Annotated in this window: 24 protein-coding genes; 10 read left to right on the forward strand and 14 right to left on the reverse strand. The window is 72.3% G+C overall.

The genetic code is table 11. The features are described 5' to 3' along the window. Positions 1-875, reverse strand: an 875-nt coding sequence (locus ABZW11_RS00005; RefSeq protein WP_355410875.1) for a serine/threonine-protein kinase, incomplete at its 3' end; no start/stop codon positions are given. A 118-nt stretch (positions 876-993) separates the two neighbouring features. Here ABZW11_RS00005 and ABZW11_RS00010 point away from each other — a divergent pair. After that, a complete protein-coding gene (locus ABZW11_RS00010) occupies positions 994-1977 on the forward strand; it encodes a pyridoxal-phosphate dependent enzyme (RefSeq protein WP_355410877.1) in 984 nt (327 codons plus the stop codon). Positions 1978-1994: 17 nt separating this feature from the next. Here ABZW11_RS00010 and ABZW11_RS00015 read toward each other — a convergent pair whose 3' ends face one another. Beyond that, positions 1995-2738 carry an N-acetyltransferase gene (locus ABZW11_RS00015; RefSeq protein ID WP_355410879.1) on the reverse strand — a complete coding sequence of 248 codons (744 nt, stop codon included), beginning with the start codon at positions 2736-2738 and terminating at the stop codon, positions 1995-1997. A gap of 87 nt (positions 2739-2825) precedes the next feature. On the opposite strand from ABZW11_RS00015, the gene ABZW11_RS00020 reads away from it, so the two are divergent. Both ABZW11_RS00020 and ABZW11_RS00025 read left to right on the forward strand, forming a co-directional pair. Then, a complete protein-coding gene (locus ABZW11_RS00020; RefSeq protein ID WP_355410881.1) occupies positions 2826-4319 on the forward strand; it encodes a DUF885 family protein in 1494 nt (497 codons plus the stop codon). A gap of 56 nt (positions 4320-4375) precedes the next feature. Next, positions 4376-4909 (forward strand): SDR family NAD(P)-dependent oxidoreductase, encoded by a 534-nt coding sequence (locus ABZW11_RS00025; protein ID WP_355410883.1) that lies wholly within the window; start codon positions 4376-4378, stop codon positions 4907-4909. Here the strand turns inward: ABZW11_RS00025 and ABZW11_RS00030 are convergent. Then, entirely contained in the window at positions 4900-5841 is a 942-nt protein-coding gene (locus ABZW11_RS00030; protein WP_355410885.1) for a hypothetical protein, read from the reverse strand. The two genes, ABZW11_RS00025 and ABZW11_RS00030, sit on opposite strands and share 10 nt — an antisense overlap. A gap of 100 nt (positions 5842-5941) precedes the next feature. Here ABZW11_RS00030 and guaA point away from each other — a divergent pair, with 100 nt between their 5' ends. Further along, a complete protein-coding gene (gene guaA, locus ABZW11_RS00035; protein ID WP_355410887.1) occupies positions 5942-7489 on the forward strand; it encodes a glutamine-hydrolyzing GMP synthase in 1548 nt (515 codons plus the stop codon). An 80-nt stretch (positions 7490-7569) separates the two neighbouring features. On the opposite strand, the gene ABZW11_RS00040 is transcribed toward guaA, so the two are convergent. After that, the gene (locus tag ABZW11_RS00040) at positions 7570-8991 is read right to left on the reverse strand and encodes an MFS transporter (protein ID WP_355410889.1); all 1422 of its coding nucleotides are present in this window, start codon (positions 8989-8991) and stop codon (positions 7570-7572) included. Between the two features lie 79 nt (positions 8992-9070). On the opposite strand from ABZW11_RS00040, the gene ABZW11_RS00045 reads away from it, so the two are divergent. The 4 genes from ABZW11_RS00045 to ABZW11_RS00060 all read left to right on the forward strand — a co-directional run bounded on the left by ABZW11_RS00045 (position 9071) and on the right by ABZW11_RS00060 (position 12922). Then, entirely contained in the window at positions 9071-9505 is a 435-nt protein-coding gene (locus tag ABZW11_RS00045; RefSeq protein WP_355410891.1) for a helix-turn-helix domain-containing protein, read from the forward strand. A 185-nt stretch (positions 9506-9690) separates the two neighbouring features. Beyond that, positions 9691-10878 carry a SpoIIE family protein phosphatase gene (locus ABZW11_RS00050; protein ID WP_355410893.1) on the forward strand — a complete coding sequence of 396 codons (1188 nt, stop codon included), beginning with the start codon at positions 9691-9693 and terminating at the stop codon, positions 10876-10878. Then, entirely contained in the window at positions 10878-12458 is a 1581-nt protein-coding gene (locus ABZW11_RS00055; RefSeq protein ID WP_355410895.1) for a CHASE3 domain-containing protein, read from the forward strand. Before ABZW11_RS00050 ends, ABZW11_RS00055 begins: the two co-directional genes overlap by 1 nt. Further along, on the forward strand, positions 12455-12922 hold the full coding sequence (locus ABZW11_RS00060; RefSeq protein WP_355410897.1) for a response regulator: 468 nt from the start codon (positions 12455-12457) through the stop codon (positions 12920-12922). The genes ABZW11_RS00055 and ABZW11_RS00060 overlap by 4 nt, the downstream gene beginning before the upstream one ends. Here the strand turns inward: ABZW11_RS00060 and ABZW11_RS00065 are convergent. From ABZW11_RS00065 to ABZW11_RS00110, 10 genes are all read right to left on the reverse strand, one after another. Beyond that, positions 12864-13112, reverse strand: a complete 249-nt coding sequence (locus ABZW11_RS00065; protein WP_355410899.1) for a hypothetical protein — start codon at positions 13110-13112, stop codon at positions 12864-12866. The two genes, ABZW11_RS00060 and ABZW11_RS00065, sit on opposite strands and share 59 nt — an antisense overlap. A gap of 122 nt (positions 13113-13234) precedes the next feature. Next, positions 13235-13876: a polysaccharide deacetylase family protein gene (locus ABZW11_RS00070; protein WP_355410901.1), complete on the reverse strand. Its 642-nt coding sequence runs from the start codon at positions 13874-13876 to the stop codon at positions 13235-13237. 102 nt (positions 13877-13978) lie between these two features. Next, positions 13979-14686: a class I SAM-dependent methyltransferase gene (locus ABZW11_RS00075; RefSeq protein WP_355410903.1), complete on the reverse strand. Its 708-nt coding sequence runs from the start codon at positions 14684-14686 to the stop codon at positions 13979-13981. Positions 14687-14689: 3 nt separating this feature from the next. After that, positions 14690-15895: a glycosyltransferase gene (locus tag ABZW11_RS00080; RefSeq protein ID WP_355410905.1), complete on the reverse strand. Its 1206-nt coding sequence runs from the start codon at positions 15893-15895 to the stop codon at positions 14690-14692. Positions 15896-16002: 107 nt separating this feature from the next. Next, on the reverse strand, positions 16003-18096 hold the full coding sequence (locus ABZW11_RS00085; protein WP_355410907.1) for a hypothetical protein: 2094 nt from the start codon (positions 18094-18096) through the stop codon (positions 16003-16005). Further along, entirely contained in the window at positions 18093-19367 is a 1275-nt protein-coding gene (locus ABZW11_RS00090; protein ID WP_355410909.1) for an acyl-CoA reductase, read from the reverse strand. The genes ABZW11_RS00085 and ABZW11_RS00090 overlap by 4 nt, the downstream gene beginning before the upstream one ends. After that, positions 19367-20443 (reverse strand): acyl-protein synthetase, encoded by a 1077-nt coding sequence (locus ABZW11_RS00095; protein ID WP_355410911.1) that lies wholly within the window; start codon positions 20441-20443, stop codon positions 19367-19369. Before ABZW11_RS00095 ends, ABZW11_RS00090 begins: the two co-directional genes overlap by 1 nt. A 64-nt stretch (positions 20444-20507) precedes the next feature. After that, positions 20508-21845 (reverse strand): AMP-binding protein, encoded by a 1338-nt coding sequence (locus ABZW11_RS00100; protein ID WP_355410913.1) that lies wholly within the window; start codon positions 21843-21845, stop codon positions 20508-20510. Then, positions 21845-22612, reverse strand: a complete 768-nt coding sequence (locus tag ABZW11_RS00105) for an SDR family oxidoreductase (protein WP_355410915.1) — start codon at positions 22610-22612, stop codon at positions 21845-21847. Before ABZW11_RS00105 ends, ABZW11_RS00100 begins: the two co-directional genes overlap by 1 nt. A gap of 58 nt (positions 22613-22670) precedes the next feature. Next, positions 22671-22919 (reverse strand): acyl carrier protein, encoded by a 249-nt coding sequence (locus ABZW11_RS00110; RefSeq protein WP_355410917.1) that lies wholly within the window; start codon positions 22917-22919, stop codon positions 22671-22673. 161 nt (positions 22920-23080) lie between these two features. On the opposite strand from ABZW11_RS00110, the gene ABZW11_RS00115 reads away from it, so the two are divergent. Together ABZW11_RS00115 and ABZW11_RS00120 are read left to right on the forward strand one after the other, a co-directional pair. Beyond that, entirely contained in the window at positions 23081-23983 is a 903-nt protein-coding gene (locus tag ABZW11_RS00115) for a hypothetical protein (protein ID WP_355410919.1), read from the forward strand. After that, complete coding sequence (locus ABZW11_RS00120) at positions 23980-25596, forward strand: hypothetical protein (RefSeq protein ID WP_355410921.1); 1617 nt, start codon at positions 23980-23982, stop codon at positions 25594-25596. The genes ABZW11_RS00115 and ABZW11_RS00120 overlap by 4 nt, the downstream gene beginning before the upstream one ends. Positions 25597-25600 lie beyond the last annotated feature (4 nt).

The following is a 25600-nucleotide window of genomic DNA, read 5'->3' on the forward strand; positions in this document are numbered from 1 at the left end:
AAGGCGGCCGGGGGCGGTGGCGCCGCCGCCTCAGCCGCGCCCTGCGCGAGCATGCCGGAGCCGGGCGCCGACTGCTGCAGCAGCCGCATCATCACCTGCTCGGCCGTGGGCCGCTGCGCCGGGTCCTTGGCCAGGCAGGCGGCCACGACCTCGCGCAGCGTGCCGTCCAGCACGCCGAGGTCGGGCTGCCGGTTGAGCACCCGGTTGATCACCGCGGGCATCGTGTCGCTGCCGAACGGCGCCCGCCCCGACGCGGCGAAGATCATCGTCCCGGCCCACGAGAACATGTCGGCGGCGGGACCCACCGTGTGCCCCATGATCTGCTCAGGCGGCATGTACGACGGCGTCCCCACCACCGAGTCGCTGATCGTCGAGGTGGCGTTCAGCGCCCGCGCGATGCCGAAGTCGATCACCCGCGGCCCGTCCGCGCCGATGATGACGTTGGCCGGCTTGAAGTCGCGGTGCACGATGCCGGCCTGGTGGATCGCGGCCAGCGCGGTCGCGGTGCCGATGGCCAGCCGGTGCAGCACCGTCCCCGTGCGCGGACCCTGCTCCTGCACCACCCGCTGCAGGGAGGGGCCCTCGATGAACTCGCTGACGATGTAAGGACGGTCCTGCTCGATGCCCGTGCCCAGCACCGCGGCCGTGCAGAACGGCGCCACGTGCCTGGCCACCTCGACCTCGCGCAGGAATCGCCCCACGCTCACCTCGTCGCCCGACAGGTCGGGCCGCAGCCACTTGACCGCCGCCTTGCCGCCGTCGGCGTTCTCGCCCAGGTAGACGACGCCCTGACCGCCCTCGCCGAGCCGGCCGAGCAGGCGCAGGCCCCCCAGCGAGCGCGGATCTGCCGGGCGAAGCGGAGCGAAGGATGCCATGTCAGGATTCTGGCCCCATGCCGCTGGTACGGGGAAACTTCGCAGTTCCAGTGATCGAGTCGGTACGTTCCTGGCGAAACTCCGGACCCCGCGCGTGCATCCCTGAAAGGCTGGACACGTGAGCTGGAACGCACGAGCCCTCGATGTGCTGGCGGCCGGGGAGCCCACCCCGCTGATCGAGTTCCCGGTGCGCGTGCCGGGGATCACGCTGTTACTCAAGGACGAGTCGCGCCAGCCCACCGGCAGCCTGCGGCACCGGCACGCCAGGGCGCTGTTCCGCCGGGCCGTGCTCGACGGGCTGGTCACCGAGGGCACCACCGTGGTCGAGGCGACCGGCGGCAACGCGGCGGTGGCGCAGGCGTGGTTCGCGCGGCGGCTCGGGCTGCCGTACATCGTGGTCATGCCGGGCAAGGCGGGGCCCGAGCGGGCGCGGCCGGTGGAGGAGCTGGGCGGCGAGTGCCGGTTCGTGACGCCGCCGCTCGCCGTCTACGACGCGGCGCGCGAGATCGAGGGGCACTTCCTCGACCAGTTCGGCCGCGCGGCCGAGCACGACCTGGCCGGTGAGCTGTTCTCCCAGGTGAGCCCCGACTGGGTGGTGACCGGCGCGAGCACCGGGGTCACCTCGGCGACGCTCGGCGGCCATATCAAGGAGCACGGCCTGGGCTGCCGGGTCGCGGTGGCCGACCCGGAGAACTCCGCGTACTTCCCCGGCTGGACGCTCGACGCGCATGACTACGCGACCGGCATGCCGTCGCGCGTCGAGGGCATCGGGCGGCCGCGGATGGAGCCGGGGTTCCGTCCCGAGCTGGTCGATCTGGTGGTGCCCGTGCCCGACGCGGCGAGCGTGGCCGCGGCCCGGCACATCAGGGAGGTCACCGGACTGCCCGTGGGGCCCTCGTCCGGCACCGCGCTCTGGGCCGCGCTTGAGCTGATCGAGCGCATGGTCGTCCGGGGTGAGCACGGCACGATCGTCTCGCTGATCGGCGACGCCTCCGAGCGCCACCTGGCGACCTGCCACGACGACGCCTGGGCCACGGAACGCGGCCTCGACGTCGCCCGCCACGCCGAGCGGCTCCGCCTGGTCAGCCCCAGCGGCGGCTGAGGGGCGCTGAAGGGGCGTCAGGTCAGGGGGTGGGTGACCCAGACGTTCGGTTCCACGTAGACGGCGTGGTCGTGGTCCACGTCGCAGTGCACCGGCGTGAGCGCCCCCGGCACCTCCACCGGGCCTGTACGGTCGAACGGCAGACCGGTCCAGGCCCGCCACTCCGCCAGCGTGCCCGGCACCACCATCGACCGGGGCGCCACCTTGACGATCTCGGCGCCGGCCCGCACGTGCACCCGCAGCCACGGGTCGTGGGGCAGGCCGTCGGGGCGCTTCCTGAAGGCGTACTCGGCCATGGGGGTGTGGGGTTCGAGGTGCTTGCGGTTCGGGCGTACGGGGGCGACGAGCGTGCGGAAGCCGAGCCGGGCGGCGTGCTCGCGCATGGCGGCCACCATCAGCCCCGACAGCCCGTGGCCCTGGAGGTCACGGCGCACGGTGATCTCTAGCGCGGAGACGGCGTCGGGCTCCTGGCCGCGCTCGCGGGCCAGCCAGGCGGCCCTGATCACGCCGTCCCAGCCGTCGTCGGGCAGCCCGTCGCCGCCGGCTGCGTACGGGACCATGCACGCCCGCGCCACCGCCCGCCCGGGCTCGGCGTCGTCGTCGGCCACGAGCACGTGGTCCTTGTGACGAGTGGTGACGAAGGGGTAGTAGAGGTCGGCGATCGGGTCGCGCAGGACGAACTCCTGCCAGGTGTGCTCCATTTCCCACAAGGTCGCGGCGAATTCCGGACGTTCTGCGAGCGTGGTGATGCGGAGAGCCATGTGATCATCCTGCCCTGCGTACATCCGAAAATCGCCCGAAATATCGACACTTAAGCCCGCTACCTGCGGTGCGCTAGCGTCGGCGGCATGACAGAACTTGACGCCAGGCTACGAGCCATCACCGACCTGATCGTGGCCGAGGCTCGCGAGGGCGGCGGCAGGCACGAGTACGACGGCCGGATCCAGGACCTGTCGCCCGACGGCGTACGGTCCGGACTGGCGCGGCTCGGCGAGGGACCCGCGCCCGCGGACGCGCACGACGCCAGGCACCTACAGGTGTTCGAGGAGTCTCTGCGCACCCAGCTCGGCGAGCTGGAACTGCACCGCAAGAACCCCCTGATCCACCTGTCCAACCTCGATCTCGCCTGCTACGACCGCGACTACGCGCCGGAGGAGGAGCGCGCGGCGGCCAAGTCGGCCCACCTCGCGCTCTGGCCCGAGGCCGTCGACCAGGCGCTCGCCTCGCTCGACCAGGTCCCAGCCCCCGTCGCGACCTCCCTGCTCGGCGCGGTCAAGGGCCTGGCCGCCGGGGTCACCGACGAGGCCGCGCTGGCCGCGCACGCCAGGCTCGTCGCGCACGTCGAGCGGGCCGCGCGCGAGGGCGACCCCGACGCGGCGCTCGGCGGCGACGCGCTCGCCCGCCTGATGGGCACCGCCGAGGGCCTGCCGGTGGACCTCGGCAGGCTGGCCGAGCGCGCCGACGCCGAGCGCGACCGGCTGCTCGACCGCCTCACCGAGTCCTGCGCCAAGCTGGGGGAGACCGGCAGGCCGCCGCTCGACGTCGTACGCGAGCTGGTCAAGGACCACCCCGACGCCGACGGCGTCATCGAGGCGGCCAGGATCGGCACCGAGAAGGCCATCGCGTTCACCCGCGAGAAGGACCTCGTGCCCTACCACGACGGCGAGTGCATGGTCGGGCTGGCGCCCGAGTCGCGCCGCTGGGCGATGGCCATGATGGCGTGGAACTCGCCCGGCGAGCCCGAGGGCCCGTCCTGGTACTACATCACCCCGCCCGAGCCCGACTGGCCGCGCCAGGAGCAGGAGGAGTGGCTGGAGGTCTTCAGCGCCACCACGCTGCCCGCCATCAACGTGCACGAGGTGGCCCCTGGCCACTTCTCGCACGCCAGGGCGCTGCGCAGGGCCCCGTCGGAGGTGCGCAGGCTGCTGCAGTCGATGGCGTTCATCGAGGGCTGGGCCCACTACGCCGAGGAGCTCTGCGTCGAGGAGGGGTTCGGCGACGGCGACCCGCGCTTCGAGATCGGCGTCTGGGTGGAGGCGCTCATCCGCGTCACCCGCCTGGCCTGCGCGATCGGCGTCCACACCGGGCAGATGACGGTCGAGGACGGCGCCCGCCGCTTCGAGTCCGACACCCACCTCGCCGGTCCCGCCGCGCTGTCGGAGGCGCGCAGGGCCTCCTTCGACCCGACCTACGGCCGTTACACCTGGGGCAAGCTGCTCATCCTCGACCTGCGCGAACGGGCACGCCAGGAGTGGGGCGCCGGCTTCACCCTGCAGCGCTTCCACAAGGCCCTGTTCGACCTGGGCTCACCGCCCCTGGGCCTGATGGACGCCGTCCTGTAGCGTCGCACGGACTGATCGGGGAACGACCTATGGCGTGTCCCTAGGAGGGTCTGTTCATGTGGACCAGGGACGAGGAGGACCTGTCCTGGCTGCTCGGCGTCAACCTGTGGGGCGTGCTGCACGGCATCCGCGCGTTCGTGCCGCGCATGATCGAGCAGGACACCGAGGGCCACGTCGTCAACACCGTCTCCGTGGCGGGACTGCTGGTGACGCCGGGGACCGGCGGGTACGCGGTGTCGAAGCACGCCGCGCTGGCCGCGTCCCTGGCGCTCGCCCAGGACCTGGCCGCGGCGGGGTCGAAGCTGCGCGTCAGCGCGCTGTGCCCCGGCGCGGTCAGGACCCGCATCGCCGACTCCGACCGGCTGCGCCCGCCCAGCCTCGCCATCGCGCCGGGCGCGGACGAGGTGGCCGTCAAGGAGCGGGTCGGCAAGGCGGCCGAGCGCGGCGTCGAACCGTCGGAGGTGGCCGACCTCGTGGTCGAGGGCATCCACGAGGAGCGGTTCCTGCTGCTGACCGACCCCTCGTACGCGGCCGCGCTGCGCCTGCAGACCGAGACGCTGCTGACCGGGACCCTGCCCGGCTACCACTGACGGTCGTGGGCGAGCACCCGGACGACGGTGCCGCCCGGCGGCTTGACCAGCAGGCGTACGGTGTCGCCCGGCAGCACGTCGCGATAGAGGCCCTGCTTGACCCGGAACGCGGCGGCCCGCTCGGAGCGCCCGTCGTGCAGCGCGATGTAGTAGTCGCGCCGCACGCCCTCCTCCTGCGGGATCACCGTCACCCAGCGCTTGACGACGTGGCCCGTCACCTCCTGGCGGCCCGAGCCGCGCGGCAGCTCGGCGGGCGCGATCTCGACGCCCTGCCAGCCGCTGCCGGTGAAGATCCACTCCTGGTCGGGGTTCGCGGGCAGCGGGCCGGGCCCGGCCACCTCCCGGCCGCGCGGGGTCAGCAGGAAGCCCCTGCCGCCCGACAGCAGCGAGACCCCCGCCACCAGCGAGACCATCGTCGCGATGATCGCGGGCCAGGAGAACAGGGCCACGGACACGGTCGCGTACCAGGGGACGATCAGGGCGGCCGTCAGCAGCACGGGCACGAGCACCGTGCGCCAGCGCCTGCGGGCCAGGCCGAGGTCGATGGCGTGCCGGCGGACGAGCTTGACGAACCCGCCCTCCAGGTCGGAGCTCTCGGGCATGAGGGCGATCACGGGCGCCGCGGGCCGGTCCGCCATGCGGGCGCGCACGCGTTCGAGCACCCAGGTCTCGTACGGGCGCAGCGGCTCGCGTACGGGCGGATCAAGCGTCAGGCGGTCGCCCTCGATCGTCGCCCAGCCGCGTACCGCCAGCTCGAACAGCACGGTGTAGAACACGTCCTGGGCGCGCATGCCGCGTAAGAGCTCGGCGACGGGGGCGGGCACCGGGTGCTCGGACGCCTCCGTGCCCCTGTCACGGCCGGACACCTTGAAGGCGGCGGCCAGCGTCGCGGCCCACAGGGCCCACGCGGTCGCCGGCCAGACAAGATCCATCGTTCTGTGTTTAGCACGTCCCACCCGGCCAGGCCAGGTGTCCTGGCCAAGGCCGATAGACTGGTGTCACCGCACTTCGCCTTTTCAGGGGGTTCTCACGGTGTCTGAATTCGACACGGTCCTGGTGGTCGACTTCGGCGCTCAATACGCGCAGCTGATCGCCAGGCGGGTGCGTGAGTGCCATGTCTACTCCGAGATCGTCCCGTCGACCATGCCGGTCGAGGAGATGATGGCGAAGAACCCGAAGGCGATCATCCTGTCCGGCGGTCCTTCGTCGGTCTACGCCGAGGGCGCGCCGCCGGTGCCCCACGGGCTGTTCGACACGGGCGTGCCCACGTTCGGCATCTGCTACGGCTTCCAGGCCATGGCGCAGGCGCTGGGCGGCGAGGTGGCCCGCACGGGCGTCGCCGAATACGGCGGCACCCCGCTCAAGGTGCTCGACGAGGGCGTCATCTTCGCCGGCCTGCCCACGTCGCAGACCGTGTGGATGTCCCACGGCGACAGCGTGGCCGCGGCCCCCGAGGGCTTCGCGGTGACCGCCTCCACCAGCGAGACGCCGGTCGCCGCGTTCGAGAGCGTCGAGCGCGGCCTCTACGGCGTGCAGTTCCACCCCGAGGTGCTCCACTCCGAGCACGGCCAGGCGGTGCTCAAGCACTTCCTCGAGGCCGCCGGGTGCCGGCCCTCGTGGACGATGCTCAACATCGTCGAAGACTCCATCGAGGCCGTGCGCCGCCAGGTCGGCGACGGCCGGGCCATCTGCGCGCTGTCGGGCGGCGTCGACTCCGCGGTGGCCGCCGCGATCGTCCAGCGCGCCATCGGCGACCGGCTGACCTGCGTCTTCGTCGACCACGGGCTGCTGCGCAAGGGCGAGGCCGAGCAGGTCGAGCGCGACTTCGTGGCCGCCACCGGGGTCAAGCTGCGGGTGGTCGACGCCGCCGACCGGTTCCTCAAGGCGCTCGAAGGGGTCAGCGATCCCGAGGAGAAGCGCAAGATCATCGGGCGCGAGTTCATCCGCGTCTTCGAGGACGAGCAGCGCGCCATCATGGCCGACGGGCCGGTCGACTTCCTCGTCCAGGGCACCCTCTACCCCGACGTCGTCGAGTCCGGCGGCGGCACCGGCACCGCCAACATCAAGTCACACCACAACGTCGGCGGCCTGCCTGAAGACCTGCAGTTCACGCTGGTCGAGCCGCTGCGGGCGCTGTTCAAGGACGAGGTGCGCAGGGCCGGCGAAGAGCTGGGCCTGCCGGCCGCCATGGTGTGGCGGCAGCCGTTCCCCGGGCCGGGGCTCGCCATCCGCATCGTCGGCGAGGTGACCGGCGAGCGGCTCGACCTCCTGCGCGATGCCGACGCCATCGCCCGCGAGGAGTTGTCGCGGGCCGGGCTCGACCGGCAGATCTGGCAGTGCCCGGTGGTGCTGCTCGCCGACGTACGGTCGGTGGGCGTGCAGGGCGACGGCCGCACCTACGGCCACCCCGTGGTCCTGCGGCCGGTCACCTCCGAGGACGCGATGACCGCCGACTGGGCGCGGGTCCCCTACGACGTGCTGTCGCGCATCTCCACCCGCATCACCAACGAGGTGCGGGAGGTCAACCGCGTGGTGCTCGACGTGACGAGCAAGCCCCCGGGCACCATCGAGTGGGAGTAGACCCACCCCGCTGATCGGCCGCACGCCACCGCAGCCCCGGCCCGTCATGGGCCGGGGCTGCGAGCTTTGCCACGGGGTGTTCAGGCCACCGGGGCTTCTGCGGGGGTCGCCGGCCGGGTGGTGACCTGGCGGGTGCGCCTGGGGAGCAGGGTCAGGGCGGCGATCAGGCCCAGCAGGGCCAGGCCGGCCGAGCCCATGAACGCCGCGTGATAGCCCGACACCAGGGCCTGCGGCGTGTCCGCGTCGCCGGTGACGGCCGTCGCGACGGTGGCCAGGGCGGCGATGCCGACCGAGATGCCCACCTGCGTCGTCGTGTTGAACAGCCCCGACACCATGCCCGCCTCGTCGGCCGCCGCCTGCGACGTGGCCGCCACGGTGACGGCGCCGATGAGCAGGCCGAAGCCGAACCCGCCGAGCAGCTCGGGCGCCAGCAGCGTCCCGATGAAGTCGTCCCGCACGCCGATGCGCAGGTAGAGCAGCGCGCCCACGGTGATGAAGACGAGGCCGGCGACGGCGGTGGCGCGCACGCCGTACCGGGTGAGCACGCGCCCGCCGAGGAACGACGCGGTCAGCGCGATCGTCACCGAGATGGCGACCAGCGACATGGCCGAGCGGGTGGCGCTGTGGCCGAGCACGTCCTGCGTGTAGAGGGTGAGCAGGAAGAAGATCGGCTGCATGCCGGCGGCCACCACGAACATGATGAGGTTGCCCGCCCGCAGCGTACGGCGGCGGAAGACGTCGAGGGGCACCAGCGGGGCGGCCGAGCGCCGCTCGATGATGAGGAACGCGCCGAGGAGCGCGATGGACAGCGCACCGAGCGCGAGGGTCCTGGCCGACGTCCAGCCGGCCTGCGGCGCGTCCGTCAGGGTGTAGATGAGCAGGCCGAGCCCGGCCGTCGAGGTGAACGCGCCGGCCATGTCGAAGCCGCGCTCACGTCCAGCGGCGCGTACGGCGGGCAGCATGACCAGCGCCAGCGCTCCGACGACCAGCCCGATGGGCGTGTTGACGAGGAACACCGACCGCCAGCCGAACCAGTCGGTGAGCAGCCCGCCGAGCACCGCCCCCGCGGAGGCGCCCATGCCGCCGACCGCACCCCAGAGGCCCATGGCCTTGTTCAGCGCCGGATCGTCCTTGAAGATCACCATCACCAGCGACATGCCCGCCGGCGCGACCAGCGCCCCCGCCAGCCCCTGCAGGGCGCGTACGGCGATCAGCACGGCGCCCGACGACGCCACACCGCCGATCAGCGACACCAGCCCGAACATGACCATCCCGGCGATGAACATCCGCCGCCGACCGGCGTGATCCGCCAGCCGCCCGCCGAGCAGCAGCAATCCGCCGAACACCAGCGAGTACGCCGTCGTGGTCCACGACAGGTCCGTGGCCGTCATGCCCAGCTCGCGCCCCATGGGCGGCAGCGCGATGCCCACGATCGTGGTGTCGAGGATGAGCACGAACTGGGTGGCGGCCAGCAACGAGAACGCGGCCCACTTGCCTTTCATGACCAACTCCCTTAGGGAACTATTTGTAACAGCCGCCATGATGTGTGACCATCGAGGTCAACCGGAAGAAGGCACTTTCATGTCTCAGAGGAACACCGCTGTAGCAGCGCAGCTCAAGACGTTGGATGACGCCGACCTCTTCTTGGAGAGCGGCGAGTGCCCGGTCCCGCCGCGCGAGATCCTCGACCGCATCGCGGGCAAGTGGTCGATCCTCATCGTGGTGGCGACCGCGCGGCGGCCGAGGCGCTTCACGGAGCTGGAGCGAGAGATCGAGGGCATCAGCCGCCGCATGCTCACCCTGACCCTGCGCAACCTGGAGCGCGACGGCCTGCTGGAGCGTACGATCTACCCGACGGTGCCGCCCAAGGTGGAATACCAGGCCACGGAGATGGCATTGGAGTTGTACGAGGCGATGCTGACGATCACCAACTGGTCGCGTAAGCACAGCGCCTGCGTGGCGGCGTCGCGGCAGCGCTACGACGAGCGCCAGGCCGCGGAAGCCGATGACATATGACGGCTCTCGTGTGCATAGGGGGGAAAATGAGGGGAAGTGAGGTTTCCCCTGGGCCGGTTCCCCGCGATCGCTGACGGGCGCCGGCGGGGGTCGGTGTGTGCCCGGTGTCGTCAAGCGATCCGAGCGCGGCCGGCGACAGGCCGGTGGCGGTTCGGGAGCGGTTCAGAAAGGGTGGCAAGGCCTTCATGGCCCACGGGAGCGAAGACGGCAGCGACGCCGCCGGGCAGCCGCTGGTGCTGCTCGTGGAGGACGATCCGCAGGACGCGCTGATCGTCGAGGAGTTGCTTGAGGACAGCGGCCTCTTGGTCCGCCTGGAATGGGCCCGCTCGGTCGACGAGGCCCGCCGCGCCCTGGCCGGGCTGCGCCCGCAGTGCGTGCTGCTCGACCTCGGCCTGCCGGACGCCCACGAGTTCTCCGCGCTGTCGGCGGTGATCGAGGAGGCGGGCGACGCGGCCGTGGTGGTGCTCACGGGCCTCGCGGAAGAGCAGGCGGGCCTCGCGGCGCTGACCGCGGGAGCCCAGGACTACCTGGTCAAGGGCCGGGTGGAGGCCGAGTGGCTGGGCCGCGCGCTGCGCTACGCGATGCAGCGCAAGCAGGCCGAGCAGGCCGCCGTCGCGCTCAACGCCGAGCGCATGCGTGCCAAGGAGAACGAGCGGCTTGAGCGCGGCCTGCTGCCGACGCCGCTGCTGCAGAGCATGCCGATCGAGGTGGCATCGCGCTACCGGCCGAGCAGGGGCTCGGCCACGCTGGGCGGCGACTTCTACGACGTCGTCGAGGACGACGAGAAGGTCGTGCACGCGCTGATCGGTGACGTGTGCGGCCATGGCCCCGACGAGGCGGCGCTGGGCGTCTGCCTGCGCATCGCCTGGCGGGCGCTGGTGCTCAGCGGCGTCACAGGGCCGACGCTGCTGCGCCGGCTCGAACGCGTCCTGGAGGCCGAGCGGCCCAGCTCCGAGATCTTCGTCACACTGTCCACGCTGGAGCTCGACCACGACCGCCGTACGGTCAGGATCTGGCGGGCCGGGCACCCCGGCCTGCTCGTGCACGACGGCGAGACGGTGACGCTGGCCGAGCCGGGCCGCGGCCTCGCGCTCGGCTTCCCGGTGGAGACAGACTGGCACCAGGACGTGCTGGAGCTGCCGGAGGGCGGCGGGCTCACGCTCTACACCGACGGCCTGTTCGAGCGGCGCCTGCCCGGCGAGCCGGCCCGCTGGCTGGGCGAGGAGGGCCTGCTCGACCTGGCCGCCCGGCACACCCATCTCGACGGCGAAGGCTTCCTCGACGCGCTGATCGCCGACGTCGAGGCCGCCACGGCGCCCGACGCGCCCGCCGACGACCTCGCCGTGGTCCACCTGCGCTGGATGGAGCGGTGATGGGCGAACGCTGGCACCGGCTGACGGTGCACGGCTGGTTCGTGGCGGTCATCTCGGCCATCACGACCCTGCTCCTGGTCTGCGCGGTGGTCGGTGTCGTCACGCTCGACCGTACGAGCCGGCTCTCCGAGCAGCTCATCACCCGCATCTCGCCCGCCCTGGTCGAGGCGGCCAACATGCAGAAGGCGCTGATCGACCAGGAGACCGGCGTCAGGGGCTTCCTGCTGACCGGTCGCGCCGAGTTCCTCAGCCCGTACAGCGAGGGTGTGCGCGCCGAGCGGGCCAGCCGTGATCGGGTGGCCGCGCTGCTGGCCGACCGCGAGGACCTGCGGGCCGACCTCACCGCCATCAGCGAAAGGGCCGCCGCCTGGCGCCGCGACCACGCCGAGCCCATGACGGCGCACCGGCAGCGCGACGAGGCGGTGCCGGACGCCACGGTGGATGCGGGCAAGCGTGCGTTCGACGGCATCAGGGCGCTGCTCGAAAGCCAGATCGCCCACCTGACGCAGGCCCGCGAAGAGGCCAAGGCTCAGCTGGCGGGAGCCGAGCGGGTGCGCAACTTCGCCTTCCTCGGCATGCTCGTGGTGTTCACACTGGCGGCCGGCGCGGTGGCCGCGCTGCTGCGGCGCGCGGTCGGCCGGCCGCTCGACGAGCTGCGGGCGGCCTCGCGGCGCGTCGCGGCCGGCGACTTCGGGCTGGGCATCCCGGCCAAGGGGCCCGCCGACATCCGTGAGGTGGCCAACGACGTCGAGCAGATGCGCGTACGCATCGTGAACGCGCTGAACGAGTCCGGCCGGCAGCACGCGCTGCTGCGTGAGCAGGCCGAGGAGCTGCGCCGCTCGAACGCCGAGCTGGAGCAGTTCGCCTATGTCGCCTCGCACGACCTGCAGGAGCCGCTGCGCAAGGTCGCCACGTTCTGTCAGCTGCTGGAGAAGCGCTTCGGCGACGTGCTGGACGAGCGCGGCAGGCAGTATGTGCACTTCGCCGTCGACGGCGCCACCCGCATGCAGGTCCTCATCAACGACCTGCTGCGGTTCTCCCGCGTCGGCCGGGTCTACGACGAGCGCGAGCCCGTGGACCTGGAGAAGGCGCTCGACAAGGTGATCGACGACCTGTCGGCGCCGATCGAGGAGTCGGGCGCGACGTTCGAGCGTCCCGACCCGCTGCCCACGGTCGTCGGCGACGCCACGATGCTGCGCCTGCTCTGGCAGAACCTCATCAGCAACGCCATCAAGTTCCGCGACCCCACCTGCCCGCCGAAGGTCCGCATCGACTGCGAGCGCGGCGAGGAGGGGGAGTGGGAGTTCTCGGTCGCCGACAACGGCATCGGCGTCGAGCCGGAATTCGCCGATAAGATCTTCATCATCTTCCAGCGTCTGCACAGCCGCGAGACCTACACCGGCACCGGTATCGGCCTGGCGATGTGCAAGAAGATCGTCGAGACGCACGGCGGACGCATCTGGCTCGACACCGGCTACACCGGGGGCGCCCGCATCCGCTTCACTCTGCCGGCCAGCGAAGACACCGAACACGACGGCACGGAACACGACGACACCGAACACGAAGGAATCGACTCATGACCACCGGGCAGCCCATCGAAGTACTCCTCGTCGAGGACGACCCCGGTGACGAGCTCATCACCCGCGAGGCGTTCGAGGACAACAAGATCGGCAACAACCTCCACGTCGTCAGGGACGGCCTGGAGGCGCTCGACTTCGTCTACCGGCGCGGCGATTACGTCGGCGCGCCCCGCCCCGACCTCATCCTGCTCGACCTCAACCTGCCCAAGTACGACGGCCGCCAGGTGCTCGAACAGATCAAGGGCGACGCCGAGCTGCGCTCGATCCCGGTCGTCGTGCTGACCACCTCTTCCGCCGAGGAGGACATCCTGCGCAGCTACCAGCTCTTCGCCAACGCGTATGTGAGCAAGCCCGTCGATCTCGACCGGTTCATGGCGATCATCCGGCAGATCGACGAGTTCTTCGTCACGGTCGTCCGGCTGCCCGGTCGCGCGGCCGCGTACGGCGGGGACGATCGTCACTGACCGGCCGCCCTCGCGGCACCAGGCTGCCGAGCAGCAGCGGCACCAGCAGCGCCCCGATGAGGATGGGCGCGGCCATGTAGCGGAAGTCCTGCGCCGAGATGTCGGCGAGGACCGCGAGCTGCTGCCCGGCGACCACGGCGGCCACGCCGAGCACCAGCCGGTCACGCCGGACCAGCGCTGCCAGCGCCACCGCGACGTACGCCAGGTACGCCCACGACCCCCCGCCACAGGATCCGGTCCCACTCGGGGGTCAGCGAGCCGGCCGGGCCGGGTGTCACTCCCCATGGTTCCCGTCCCGAGCTGCGGGAGTGCTTACCTGAAGTAGCTCTCCCCGGCCGCCGGGCCACCCTTGCCGCGCAGCAGCGTGGGCACGGTGACGAGGTGGTAGCCGCGCTTCTTGAGCTCCTTGAGTATCTGCGGCATGACCTGCACGGTCTGCGGCACCACGTCGTGCATGAGGATGACGCCGTCGCGCTTGGCCAGCCTGAGCACGGCCGCCTTGATCTTCTTGGCGTCGCGCAGGCTCCAGTCGAGCGTGGTGCCCGTCCAGAGGATCTGCGACAGCTCGTTCTGGTACGCGACCCCGAGCACCCGCTCGTCGCTCTGCCCGTACGGCGGGCGGAACATGGTGGGCCGCTGCCCGGTGGCCTTCTCGATGGCCTCCTGGGCGAGCTTCAGCTCCTCGTTGATCTCGTTGTCGGAGTGCGCGGGGAGCGCGGCGTGGGAGTAGGTGTGGTTGCCGATCGCGTGCCCCTTGGCGACGATCTGCGCAGCGATCTTGGGGTGCGCCTCGACCCGCTTGCCCACCAGGAAGAACGTGGCCTTCGCGCGAGCCTTCGACAGCGTCTTGAGCAGGGCGGGGGTGTGGGCGCCCGGCCCGTCGTCGAACGTCAGCGCCAGGCACTTGACCCGGGAGCAGTCGGTGGCGGGCGCCTGGGCGGGCGCGGATGTCAAGGCAAGAGAGGCTGCGACAAGGGCATGAATCACCACATGCGCAAGCCTAGAGCCAACTTCGATCGCGGATGTGGCGGCAATGTCTCGTTCTGAGAACCGATCTCAGCGACGCAGGCGGGCGCGCAGGAACAGGGTGACGCCGCGCAGCGAGGTGACCGGCAGCCACCGCTCGGCCCTGACGACCGCCGACAGCCCGGCGTTCACCAGCACGGGCATCCTGCGCAGGTCGCTGCCCGCCGAACGGCGCCGGTGCAGGGCCACCAGGGGGCGCAGCAGCACGTTCCAGCTCCACACCCGCTCGACGGTCAGCCCGGCCTTCTCGACGACGACGGTGAGCGTCTCGCGGTCGTAGCGGCGTACGTGGCCGACGGCCTCGTCATGCGCCGACCACAGCGCCATGTCGCACGGCACCGCGATCAGCGCGTGCCCGCCCGGCGCCAGCACCCGCGCGATCTCGGCGGCGACCAGGTCGTCCTCGCGGACGTGCTCCAGCACGTCGAACGCGGTCACCAGGTCCATGCTGCCGGGCAGGAACGGCAGGGCCCGCGCGTCCGCGCGTACCGCGTCGAGCCCGCGCTCCCTGGCCGACTCGACCGCCTCGGGGCACATGTCGGTCGCCGTCGCCGCCCAGCCGGCGTCGGCGAGCACCCGGGTGTTCCCGCCGCCCGCCGCGCCGACGTCGAGCGCCCTCCCCGGCCGTCCCAGGCGGGCCAGCCGGCGGAGCTGCGCGCGCAGGATGGCCCGCCGCTCGCGGTACCACCAGTGCGTGTCCTCCACCGCGACCAGCCGGCGGACCTCGTCGCTCTTCACCGGTCAATTCCTCGTACGGGCCAGGACCAGGCGGTCCAGGGCGGCGAACCTGAGCAGCGTGAGCAGGCAGTACGTCGTGACGATCGCGCTCACCTCGGCGGCGAGCCCCGCCCACGGCGGCACGGTCAGCACGGCCAGCGTGGTCAGCACGTACGTCGCCAGGACGAGCGCCGGCGCCCGCAGCCGCATGGCGGCCCGCAGCCCAGGGGCCCAGCGCCGGTTGGCCGCCAGCGTGCACAGGCAGGTCAGGACGAGCGCGCCCAGGTTGGCGGGCACCGGCGGCCAGAGAGCACGCAGCGGCAGGTAGAGCAGCGCGTACAGGACGGCGGAGACGGTGCCGATGGCGGCGAACGAGGTGATGGCCGCGCTCGTCACCATGCGCGGTGAGAGCACGGGGTCGGGGTGGGCGGGCGCCGGCTCGCGCCTCGCCACCTCCACGCGGGCGCCGCCGCGCGCCATCGTCCGCGCGACCCTGGCCAGCCCTCTGAGGTCGTCGATGGCGGTCCTGACCACCTGGACGCGGGAGTCGGCGTCCTCGATCCAGTCCACCGGCACCTCGTGCACCCGCAGCCCGTTGTGCTCGGCGAGCAGCAGCAGCTCGGTGTCGAAGAACCACGAGTCGTCCTCGACCCTGGCCAGCAGCGGCCTCGCCACGTCGGCCCTGACCGCCTTGAACCCGCACTGGGCGTCGCTGAAGCGGGCGCCGAAGCCGTACCTGAGCAGGGCGTTGTAGCCGCGCGAGACGATCTCCCTGCGCAGCGAGCGCCGCGTGCGCGAGCCGTGTGCCAGGCGGGTGCCGATCGCGATCTCGGAATGGCCGCTCGCCACCGCGGCGAGCAGCGGGAACAACGCGTCGAGATCGGTGGACAGGTCCACGTCCATGTACGCGACGATGTCGGCGGGACTGGCCTGCCAGGCCGCCCGCAGGGCCGCGCCGCGCCCCCTGACCTGGATCCGCCGGGCGTGCACCTCGGCGAACTCCCCGGCCAGCGCCCCCGCCACCCGCCACGTCGCGTCGGTGCTGCCGTTGTCCACGATCGTGACGCGCCACGGCAGCGGGAAGCCGTCGAGGCGGTGGAGCAGCGTGCGTACGCAGCCGGGCAGGGCGCGCTCCTCGTTGAGCACGGGGATGACGATGTCCACGCTCGCCAGGCTCGGCGCCGGGTCGAGCAGGAGAGGGCTCGGCTCCAGGGCGGTACGGGTGTCCACTTCACTCCCCCGATCGTGCTCGTGGCCATGGCCAACACGATGGTGGTGGGGAGGCCGGGCGTGCCGGACGGGTTTCTCCGCGGCATTCCGCGGCGCGGTGGAAGCCTTTACCTTCCTGGGCTCAGCTCGTAGACGGAGGTGGTCGCGTTGCGGAAGCGCAGGCGGGCGTACGCGTCCAGCTCGGGCCTGATGCCCGTGTAGAGCCAGCGCACGCCGTAGTCCGTGGCGAGCCGCCGTACGTTCTGCGCCGTCGGCGTCGTGAACGCGGCGTCGTTGGCCGCCAGCCTGGCCTGGTCGGCGTACGGGATCTCCAGGTAGGACCGGGTGCCGGCCCTGGCCAGCGTGCTCTCCGCGTACGCCCAGCCCTCGACCAGCACCCGCCGCTCGGTGAACGCCGAGACGTAGAAGTGCCTGCTGTCGCACACCTTCCACCTGGGGTGGTGGCAGTGCAGGTCGGTGGCCACCACGTCGCCCGGTGAGGAGTGGTCGCGCAGCCATCGTCCCGCCGCGAGGGCGCCCTTGGGGATCAGCCGGTGCCGGCGCTCCTCCGGGGTGACGTGGGCGGCGATCACGCGTACGGAGGTGGGCAGCGCGTACCCGGCGAGCAGCGCCACCACGGCCAGCACGTGCCCGCGCCGCCACACCGCGAGCGCCGCGACGGCGAGCACGGCGTACGGCGCCACCACCCGCGCCGGCGGCCCGCCATCGATGTCGGGCGCCGCGACCAGCAGCGCGCCACCGGCTCCCAGCCCCGCCAGGCAGGCCGCCCGCGCCCACGGCACGGGAGGCGCCGCCAGCACCCCGCAGACCGCCGCGATCGACAGGTAGGGCCGCGCCGCCTCCAGGAAGTAGAGCTGCGACTGCGCCGGATGCCCGAGCAGCACCGCCGCCCCGATCCCGGCCGCCCCGATGCCCAGCATCAGCAGCAGCGGCGGCTCCAGCGCCCGCCGCCCCAGCCCGGCCACCCCGCCCCACACGCAGGCCAGGCAGAACAGATGCACCCCGGTCAGCACCGCCAGCGTCGGGATGGTGCCCTGCCCCCAGAGCGCGCGCATGGTGGCGAACGGATCGACCCGCGTGCCCTGCCCGCCGCCGTACAGAACGACGTGCGCCACCACCAGGAACCCCAGCGCCAGCCCCGCCGCGACCAGCCATCGCCGCTCCGCCCGCCGCCGCACGGCCACGACCGTGATCAGCCCGGCCGGCAACAGCGGCAGGTACGTCGCCTTCGCCCCGCTCAGCACCGCCAGCAGCACCGCGAGCGCCGCCCACGGCACCCGCCGCCGCACGAGCAACGTCATCACGGCCGCGAACAGCAGTGCCCCGAACGTCTGCGTCGGGCTGGCCCACACGGTGAACATCGACCGCGAGCTGAACACCACTCCCTCGACCAGCTCGGGGCTGAACAGGAAGTACGTCACCCCGGCCGCCGCCGCGCCGGCCGCCCAGCTCCCGCCCAGCCGCCGCCCCAGGACCGCCACCAGCACCACCGTGGCCGCCGCCATGGGCAGCGTGCCCAGCCGGTAGACCAGCGTCAGCGGCTCGATGCCGGTGACCCGGCTCGTGGCGGCCAGCTCGGCGTAGACGAACCAGTGGTAGGACAGCGGCTCGCCCAGCACCACCGGCAGCGCGGGCGGCATGTGATGCCGCAGCTCGCCGACCAGCGCCAGGTGATAGGGCAGATCTCCGTACGCCGCCCCCACCGGCACCCCGTAGAGATGCACCGCACTCCAGACGATCAGGAACGCCACGATCCCGGCCAGCACCCACGCGCACCACGGCGGCACCCGCTCGCGCAGCCCAGGCCCGCGCCAATGCCGCCGCAGCCTGGGCACGCCCACGAACGCCGCCACCACCGCGACCGGCACGACCAGCACCAGCAGCGGCTGCCCCACGGCTCTGGCAGGCAGGTAGGCCAGCACCTCGACCGCGTACCCGAACGCCAGCCCCGCCGCCAGATCCTCCGCCATCGACCGGCCGCCACCCGTCAGCGCCCGCCACAACAACGTGCCAGGCAGCACCAGGCCCACGCCGACGTACCCGGCGAACACCACCAGATCACGCCAGGACACCCCGCACCACAGGAACACGGCGACGGCGAGCACGCCTGCCAGCGCCGCCGGCGCCCACCCCGAGCCGAGCCTGCGCCCCCTCGACATCGTCAGGCGCACCAGCGTGCTCGCGGGCGGCGCCAGCGTCATGCGACGACGGTCACCAGTCGCGTGAACTCGGCCGGCAGGTCGACGCCGTCCCACACCCGGTGGAAGCTCAGCGCGCCGCCCACCGGCACCATGCGATCGACGCCGCGCCCGGCCAGACCCCTGGCCAGCTCCTCCAGCTCGCCCCTGCCGAACCCGAAGTGGGTCATCGTCTGGTCGCGCCGCTCGACCAGGGCCACCAGCTCCGCCAGCGACTCTAGCCTGGCGTGCGCGAACGTGCCCGCGCCCAGCCAGCGCCGGGGAGCAGCCGCCGCGGCCGCCAGGCGTACGCAGGCCAGGGCGTTGCCGTGGAACTCCACGCTCTCCGCCACCCCGTCGGCCGCCAGCCCATAGGTGGACACCCGCTTCTCCACCGCCATCGCCGCATCGACCCCCCACCCGCGCACGGTCACCACCCGCGACACGTGCCCGGTGAAGTCGGCCCGCGCGGCCTCGCAGTCGTCCTCCGGGCCCACCCAGAACACCGTGCGCGGCGACGAGCAGGCCGCCTGGTCGAACCAGTAGGTGTCGTTGACGAAGCCCTCCGCGATCGACACCCGTGCCGCTCTCGGCGCGCACAACCAGGCCGCCGCCCGCACCACCGCGAACGACGAGCGGTCGGGGAAGGTCAGGTCGCGGGCGTGGGGGGCCAGGGGGTGGCGGCGGATCTCGCGTACGGAGTGGTCGCCGCCCCACACCACCCGCAGGTCGCAGGCGGCCGACAGCGCGGCCGTGACCTCGTCGGAGCGGTGGTAGGAGACGATCCGCTGCGTCGCCGCGATCACCGGGTCCGCCGTGGCCAGGGTCTCGTGCAGCGTCTGCAGGATCACCTGGGCCACCGCGCCCGAGCGGGGCGACAGGCGGACGACGTTGCGGTTGCCCATCAGGGCCGACAGGGCCCAGGAGTAGACGAAGACGGTGTCGACGTTCGCGGGCGGGAGGTGGAAGATCAGGCCGCGCGGGACGCGTACGTGCTCGCCGGCCAGCTCCGCCACCGTACGGGCCAGCTCGCTCGGTCGCAGGAAGAAGCCCAGCGAGCCCAGCTCGGGGTGACGGCGCGCGAGCTCCGGCCGCAGCAGCCGCCTGCCGAACGCCGCCAGAAACTCCCTGACCCGCTCATCACCCACCTCCAGCCGGCTCTCGCCCACCTGCTTCAACAACTCCTCGACCGGCACCGCCGGCCCCGCGGGGAACAGCACCTCGACCTGGGGACCGCCTTCGGCGGCGCGGCCCTGCTGAACGCGGGCGTCCTGCGGGGAGCGGGCGTCGGACATCAGCCTCGCCCCATGGTGTCGCTGCAGCCGCGCGCCTCGGCCCGTGGCAGCCTGCCGAGGACCTCGAACCGCTTGCCGGGCCAGGCCCCGTCATCGACGCCGCGCACCACGCCGAGGTCCTCGGTCAGCAGCACGTGACCTGGATAGGACGTGGGAAGCGTGCTGACCACCTCGACCAGCCCGGGGACGCCGGTGGGCGCCTCCTGCCAGGTCTCGGGGTCGCGGATCACGACGTCGGCGAAGTCGGGACAGTAGAGCCCGTCGCCTTCGGGTCCTTCCAAGAAGACCGTCCCGATCTGCTCGACCATGCCGTAGAAGTTGTGCACCCTGCTCAGCCCGCACTCGTCGGCCAGCCGCCGCCGGAATTCGGCGTTGTCGACCGCCTGCTCGGCCAGCCGCTTCCAGCCGCCGGAGTGGATCAGCACCCCCTGCGACAGGTCCGCGCCCAGGCCCAGCAGGTGCAGCCAGACCATGAACGTGAACCCGAAGATCAGGAACGGCTCGCCGCCGTGCCGGGCCAGGAAGTCGTGGACGGCCCGCGTGTCCGCCTCGCCCCGATCGTCGAGCACGAAGGTGTGGTCGCGGCCGAAGTTCATCATCCCGAGCACGCCCGCGCCGCGAGCGCTCAGCATCGGGTCGCGGACCACCGACCGCATGTCGACCACCAGCATCGGCAGCCGCCGCTCGCCCAGCACCTGCCGCATGGTGGCGGCCAGCATGCGGGTCTGCGCCGCCGCGGCCGCCCGGTCGAGGTGGATGCGGCTCGGCGCCTGCCCGGTGGTGCCGCTGGAGGTCAGCACCCTGAACACCTCATGGGCAGGCACGCTGCGCAGCTCGTGGGTCTTGAACAGGCGTACCGGCAGCCACGGCAGGTCGGCCAGCCGGGCGTAGGGCGGCGTAGCGCCGATGGCATCGAGGATGCGGCCGTAGGGTGGACACGCCAGGCGGTGCCGCTCGGTCAACGCGGCCAGCTCAGGCAGCAACACGGCCTCCCGCCGCGCCGCCCCCAGCGTGAACACCGACTGCCCCGGCGCCGCCAGGACCGGCCCCGCCACCCCGATCTGCGGACGGGTCATGCGATCGACTCCAACGCTCGGCTGCCGATCACGCCCGTCGCCAGGGCCTGTCCTGCCATCCCCGTCATGTCATGGACTCCAGCGCTCGGTAGTCGATCTTGCCCGTCGGCAGCAGGGGCAGGCGGTCGATGTGGCGGACCTCGAAGCCGCTCCAGTGCAGCCGCAGCTGTGCGGCGAGTTGCCGGGCCAGCAGCGCCATGGCGGGCTTGGCGAGGGTTTCCGTCCAGATCGTCACGCGGTCGTCGCCGCTGGTGGCGGCCACCGGGCCGGAGCCGCGCAGCAGGCGTTCGACGTCGTCGAGGTTGACGCGGGTGCCGAAGACCTTGGCGATGCGTTTGGTGCGGCCCGTGACGTACAGGAAGCCCTCGTCGTCGAGCCGGCCCAGATCGCCGGTGCGCAGCACGCCGCCCAGGTCGTCGCCCCTCGCCAGGTCGGCGGCCGTCTCGGCGTAGCCCATCATCACGTTGGGCCCGTGGTAGACGACCTCGCCGCCGTCGATCTCCAGCCGCCCGCCGGGCACCGCCACGCCCACAGAGCCCGGCTTGTCGTCGAGCCGGTCGGGTGGCAGGACCGCGATGCGGGCGGTGGCCTCGGTCTGGCCGTACATGACGTAGAAGCGCTCCGCCTGGGCGGCGAACTCCTTGACCAGCTCGGGCGCCAGCCGCCCGCCCGCCTGGGTGAGCGTGGTGAGCGCGGGGTAGTCGGCGTGGTCGAAGCGCAGCCTGCGCAGCATCGTGTACTGGTAGGGGACCGCGGCGAGCGACGTACAGGAATGGGCCTTCAGATCGGCCCAGAACGACCGCTCCAGCAACCCCGCCTCGGTGAGCACCACCGTGCCCCCGGCGACGAGGTGACTGTTGAGCACCGACAGCCCATAGCTGTAGTGCAACGGCAGACTGGTCGGCGCGACGTCGTTCGGTCCGAGACTCAGGGCCGCGGCGATCGCCCGAGCATTGGCCAGCACCGCCGCCCGCGAGATCCGGACCAGCTTGGGATTGCCCGTGGAGCCGGAGGTGGCCAGCAACAACCCGAGGTCGGGATGCGGATCAGGCGCGGTGCGCCGCCGCCCCAGCTCACCGCCCGCCTGCGTGAACCCGATGAGCGCGCTCGGCTCGAACCGCTCGGCCAGCTCGCCCAGCGCGGCGGCCGGCAACTCAGGATCAAGCAGCGCGATGGGCCGGCGAGCCTCCAACGCCCCCAGGTAGCAGAAGACGGACGCCGGCGTGTTCCGCATCCCGCAGAACACCGGCCCGGGCGGCAACTCCTCGAACCGTCCGGCCGCCCGCCGGACGGACCGCGCCAGGTCCTCCCCGGCGACCCCGTCCCGATCGCCGGCGGCGATGAGCCGAGCCTGCGGATGCGGGAACACGCCGGTGGCGTGCGGCTGCGGGTCTGCTGACATCACTGGACCAGACCGCCGTCCACGCCGAGGACCTGGCCGGTGATGAACGCGGACTCAGGTGAGAGGAGGAAGGCCACGGCCCGTGCGACGTCGTCGGGCTCGCCCAGGCGGCCGAGCGGGGTCGCCGCGATCGTGGCGAGGCGCTCGTCGTCGCCGAGGGTGGCGAGCATGTCGGTACGGATGTAGCCGGGCGCCACCGCGTTGACCCTGATGCCGTGCGGGCCCAGCTCTTTGGCCGCGGCGAGGGTGAGGCCGAGCACCGCCGCCTTCGTGGCGGAGTAGACCGTCTGCCCGGCGCCGCCCGCCCTGCCCATGATCGACGACACCAGCACCACGGCCGGCTCGCTGCCCCTGCGCAGCAGCCTGAGCGCGGCCTGGAGCGTGTGGGTGGCGCCCACGGCGTTGACCTCGAAGAGGCGGCCGATCGTGTCGCGGCTCGTCAGCCCGAGCAGCCCGGCCGCGTGCACACCGGCGTTGACCACGAGCGCGTCGAGCCGGCCGTGCCGTTGGTAGATGCGCCGCATCATCGTGTTGACCCGCGCCGGGTCGGCGACGTCGCCGTGCACGGAGCCGGTGGCGCCACCGGTCTCGGCGGCCACCTCGGCCGCCGCCTTGGCGGCCCGCTCCTCGTCATGGCCGTGCATGACCACGGCGTGACCGGACGCGGCCAGCCGCACCGCCACCGCCCGCCCGATCCCTCGCGTCGACCCGGTGACCAGCACCACCCGCCGCTCCACGAACGCCTCGCCCTCGGTCACGGACCCCACCCGGGCCTCCTCACACGACCCGAGCTCAAGGTGCGATGGGTGCGGACCGGGGTGGGGGTCAGACGGCGGCGGCGCCGATGCCATGCTTCTCCAGCAGCTCGGCCGCCTTGGCGAACGAGCTCATGTCGATCATCTCGTCGGTGTCGATCATGATGGAGAACTCGTCCTCCATCGCCGCGACGAGCGCCATGTGCGCGAGGGAGTCCCACTGCGGGATGGCGCGGTATTCGAGGTCGTCGACGCCGGCGTCGGGCGGAAGGTTGAGCGCCATGCGGAACACGGCCCGCAGGCGGTCGAGATGACTCATAATCACTCACTCTCTGTCCTCAAGCCATGACGAAGTGTAGCCGTATCGCGAAGCGGATGAAAAACCAAGCCCCCGACCTGAGTAATGGAAGCGTATAACGATGCGTGACCCATGGTGGGTGCTGGGAATGTCGGGAAGGACACGCCAGCCGTACGGGGGGAATGATGGACGAATCCAATCACTGGTACGGGCACTCCCGCATTCTCGGCAGATACTGTGGCCTGCTGGACGAGGCGCCGAAGCGCATTCAGGGTTTCCTCCAGCACGGATGGAACTATCTGCACGGATTCCCCCCGAACGACCACTGGTGCAGCCCGGGTTACCCCCGTTTCATCTGGTCGGACGTCCTGCGCCGCCGGGGCTGGTCGATGGGCAGGAGGGGGCACTATCTCATCGGCGCGCCGTGGATCTACCTTCTTCACCAGGAGCCCGGCCTCGGCGTGCGTGAGGATCGCGAGGGTACGATCTGGTATCCCTTTCATGGCTGGGAAAAACATTCCGTCATCGGGGACCATGCCCGGCTCGCCGATGAAATCCGAGATGTCGAGATTGGCCCGGTAACGGTCTGCCTTTATTGGTTGGAATTCGCAAATCCGGACATTCGGCGGGCGTACGAATTGAGGGGGTTCCGGGTCATCTGTCACGGCGAACGCGGCTCCCGCTGGGAGGCGAAGGGCCGCGACTTCCTGCGCAAGCAGCTCGTCGAGTTGCGGCGCCACCGCAGGGTGGCCTCCAACCGGCTCGGCAGCGCGCTGTTCTACGGCGCGTCGGTGGGGTGCGAGGTGGCCGTCTACGGCGACCCCATGCAGTTCGAGGACGAACGGCCTGAGTACGGCGGCACCGCCCGCCGCATGCGCCTGTGGCCCGAGCTGCACGGCACGCACGTCGATCGCGAGCTGGCGGCCGAGGTGGCACGGCGCGAGCTGGGCTTCGAGTATCAGGCGACACCGGAGGAGCTACGGCGGATGTTCGGATGGAAGCGCCCCCCGGCGGCGGCCCCACGCAGGCGCCTCGCCCCGTCCGCGGCCGGCCACGCCAAGGTGAGTGCAGGAGTGCGGGGATGAGGGTGAACGAGGCGCCGGCGAACGTGCGGCTGATCGGCGGCGAGATGCTGCTCTGGTCCGACATGTCCGGCATTGGGGGCGTCACCGAGTGGCGCGGCGCGGCGCTGGAGCTGATCAGGCGGCTGGTCCCCGCGGACGGCAGGGTGCTGCTGGTGGGCCCGCATCCGCAGCCGCTGGTGGACGACGTGGTGGCCAGGGCGGGCGAGGCGGCGGCGCTGCTGCGCTCGTTCCCCGACGCCCGTGACCTGGGGGAGCGCCATCCGGGGCTGGAGGTGTTCTGCGGCCGGCTTGAGGTGCTGGCCGTCGAGGAGCCGTACGACCTGGTGCTGGCCCTCGACGGCCTGCTGCGCACCCACTCGGCGGAGGCCCCGGCCTCGGCCTGGAGCGAGTCGCTGGCCGCACTGGCCGAGCTGACCAGGCCGGGCGGCCGGCTGGTCCTCGGCGTACGCAACGACCTCGGCATCGACCGGTTCATCGAGGCGAGGCCGGCCGACCGCGAGTGCGGCGACGACCAGTGGGCCCCGCACGGCTTCGACCCCAGCTACCCGGGCGGCCCCGCGGCGCTCGACCTGGGCCTGGAGTCGGCCGGGCTGAGCCTGCAGCGCTGCTACGCCGCCTACCCCGACCGCCAGGCCCCGCGCTCACTGCTGTCGCGCGAGGCACTGGCGTTCGAGCTGCCCGAGGCGCTGACGTTCCCGCTGAGCGCCCGCGAGAGCGACCGCATGCTGGTGGCCGACCCGCTCAGCCTGACCAGGCTGGTGTTCAGGCACGGGCTGGGCGAGGAGCTGGCGCCGCTGTGGCTGGCCGTCGCGACGCGCCCGCCCGGGGCGTCCGACCCGGTGCATCCGGTGGAGCTGCCGCTCGGCCTCATCGAGGAGGGCCAGGCCCTGTACGAGCTGACCGCCGGCGGCACCCGTCGCCTGCCGGGCGGCGAGGAGCACCCGGTGCCCGCGGGCCGCGTCGTGGAGGAGATCCTCGTCGAGGCATGCGCCCGCGAGGACGTCAAGACCGTACGCGAACTGCTGTCGGAGCTGGCCTGCTGGCTGGAGGCCGGCGGCGACGCGTCGGCCGCGACCGACAGCCTGGTCTACGACGGCGAGCGGTTCGCCGCGGTCAACCCGCCCGCGGCCCCCGCCACGCCGCCCGAGCCGCGCGTGGCGCTGTGCCGGATCCTGTGGCGGTTCGCGGTCAGGCTGCTGGCGGCCGGTCACCATCACCCGTGGCCGTGGCCACTGGAGGCCGACCAGCTCGCGCTGACCCTGTGCGGCATGGCCGAGCGGCCCTGCGACCAGGGCGATCTCGACCTGGCCCGCAAGCTGGACGCCGACCTGGGCCAGCCGGCCGAGCTGGGCGAGCACGCGCCGACGTACCGGGATCTGCTGGGCGCCCGCGACCGGCTGGCCGATCAGCTCACCGCGGCCCTGGCCAGGATCGCCCGCCTGGAGACCAAGCTCTCCTACCGCGAACGCGAGCTCGTGCGGGCCAAGGCCAAGCTGCGCAGGACGCAGCGCAAGGCCACCGCCTACCGCAGAACGCTCGGCTACCGCCTCTCCCGCCGACTGGCCCGCCCCCGCAAGGTCGCCCGCCGCGTCATACGCCTGCTGTCCGGCTGACCCA

It is taken from the genome of Nonomuraea sp. NPDC004580, assembly GCF_040609855.1.
Lineage (GTDB): Bacteria > Actinomycetota > Actinomycetes > Streptosporangiales > Streptosporangiaceae > Nonomuraea > Nonomuraea salmonea.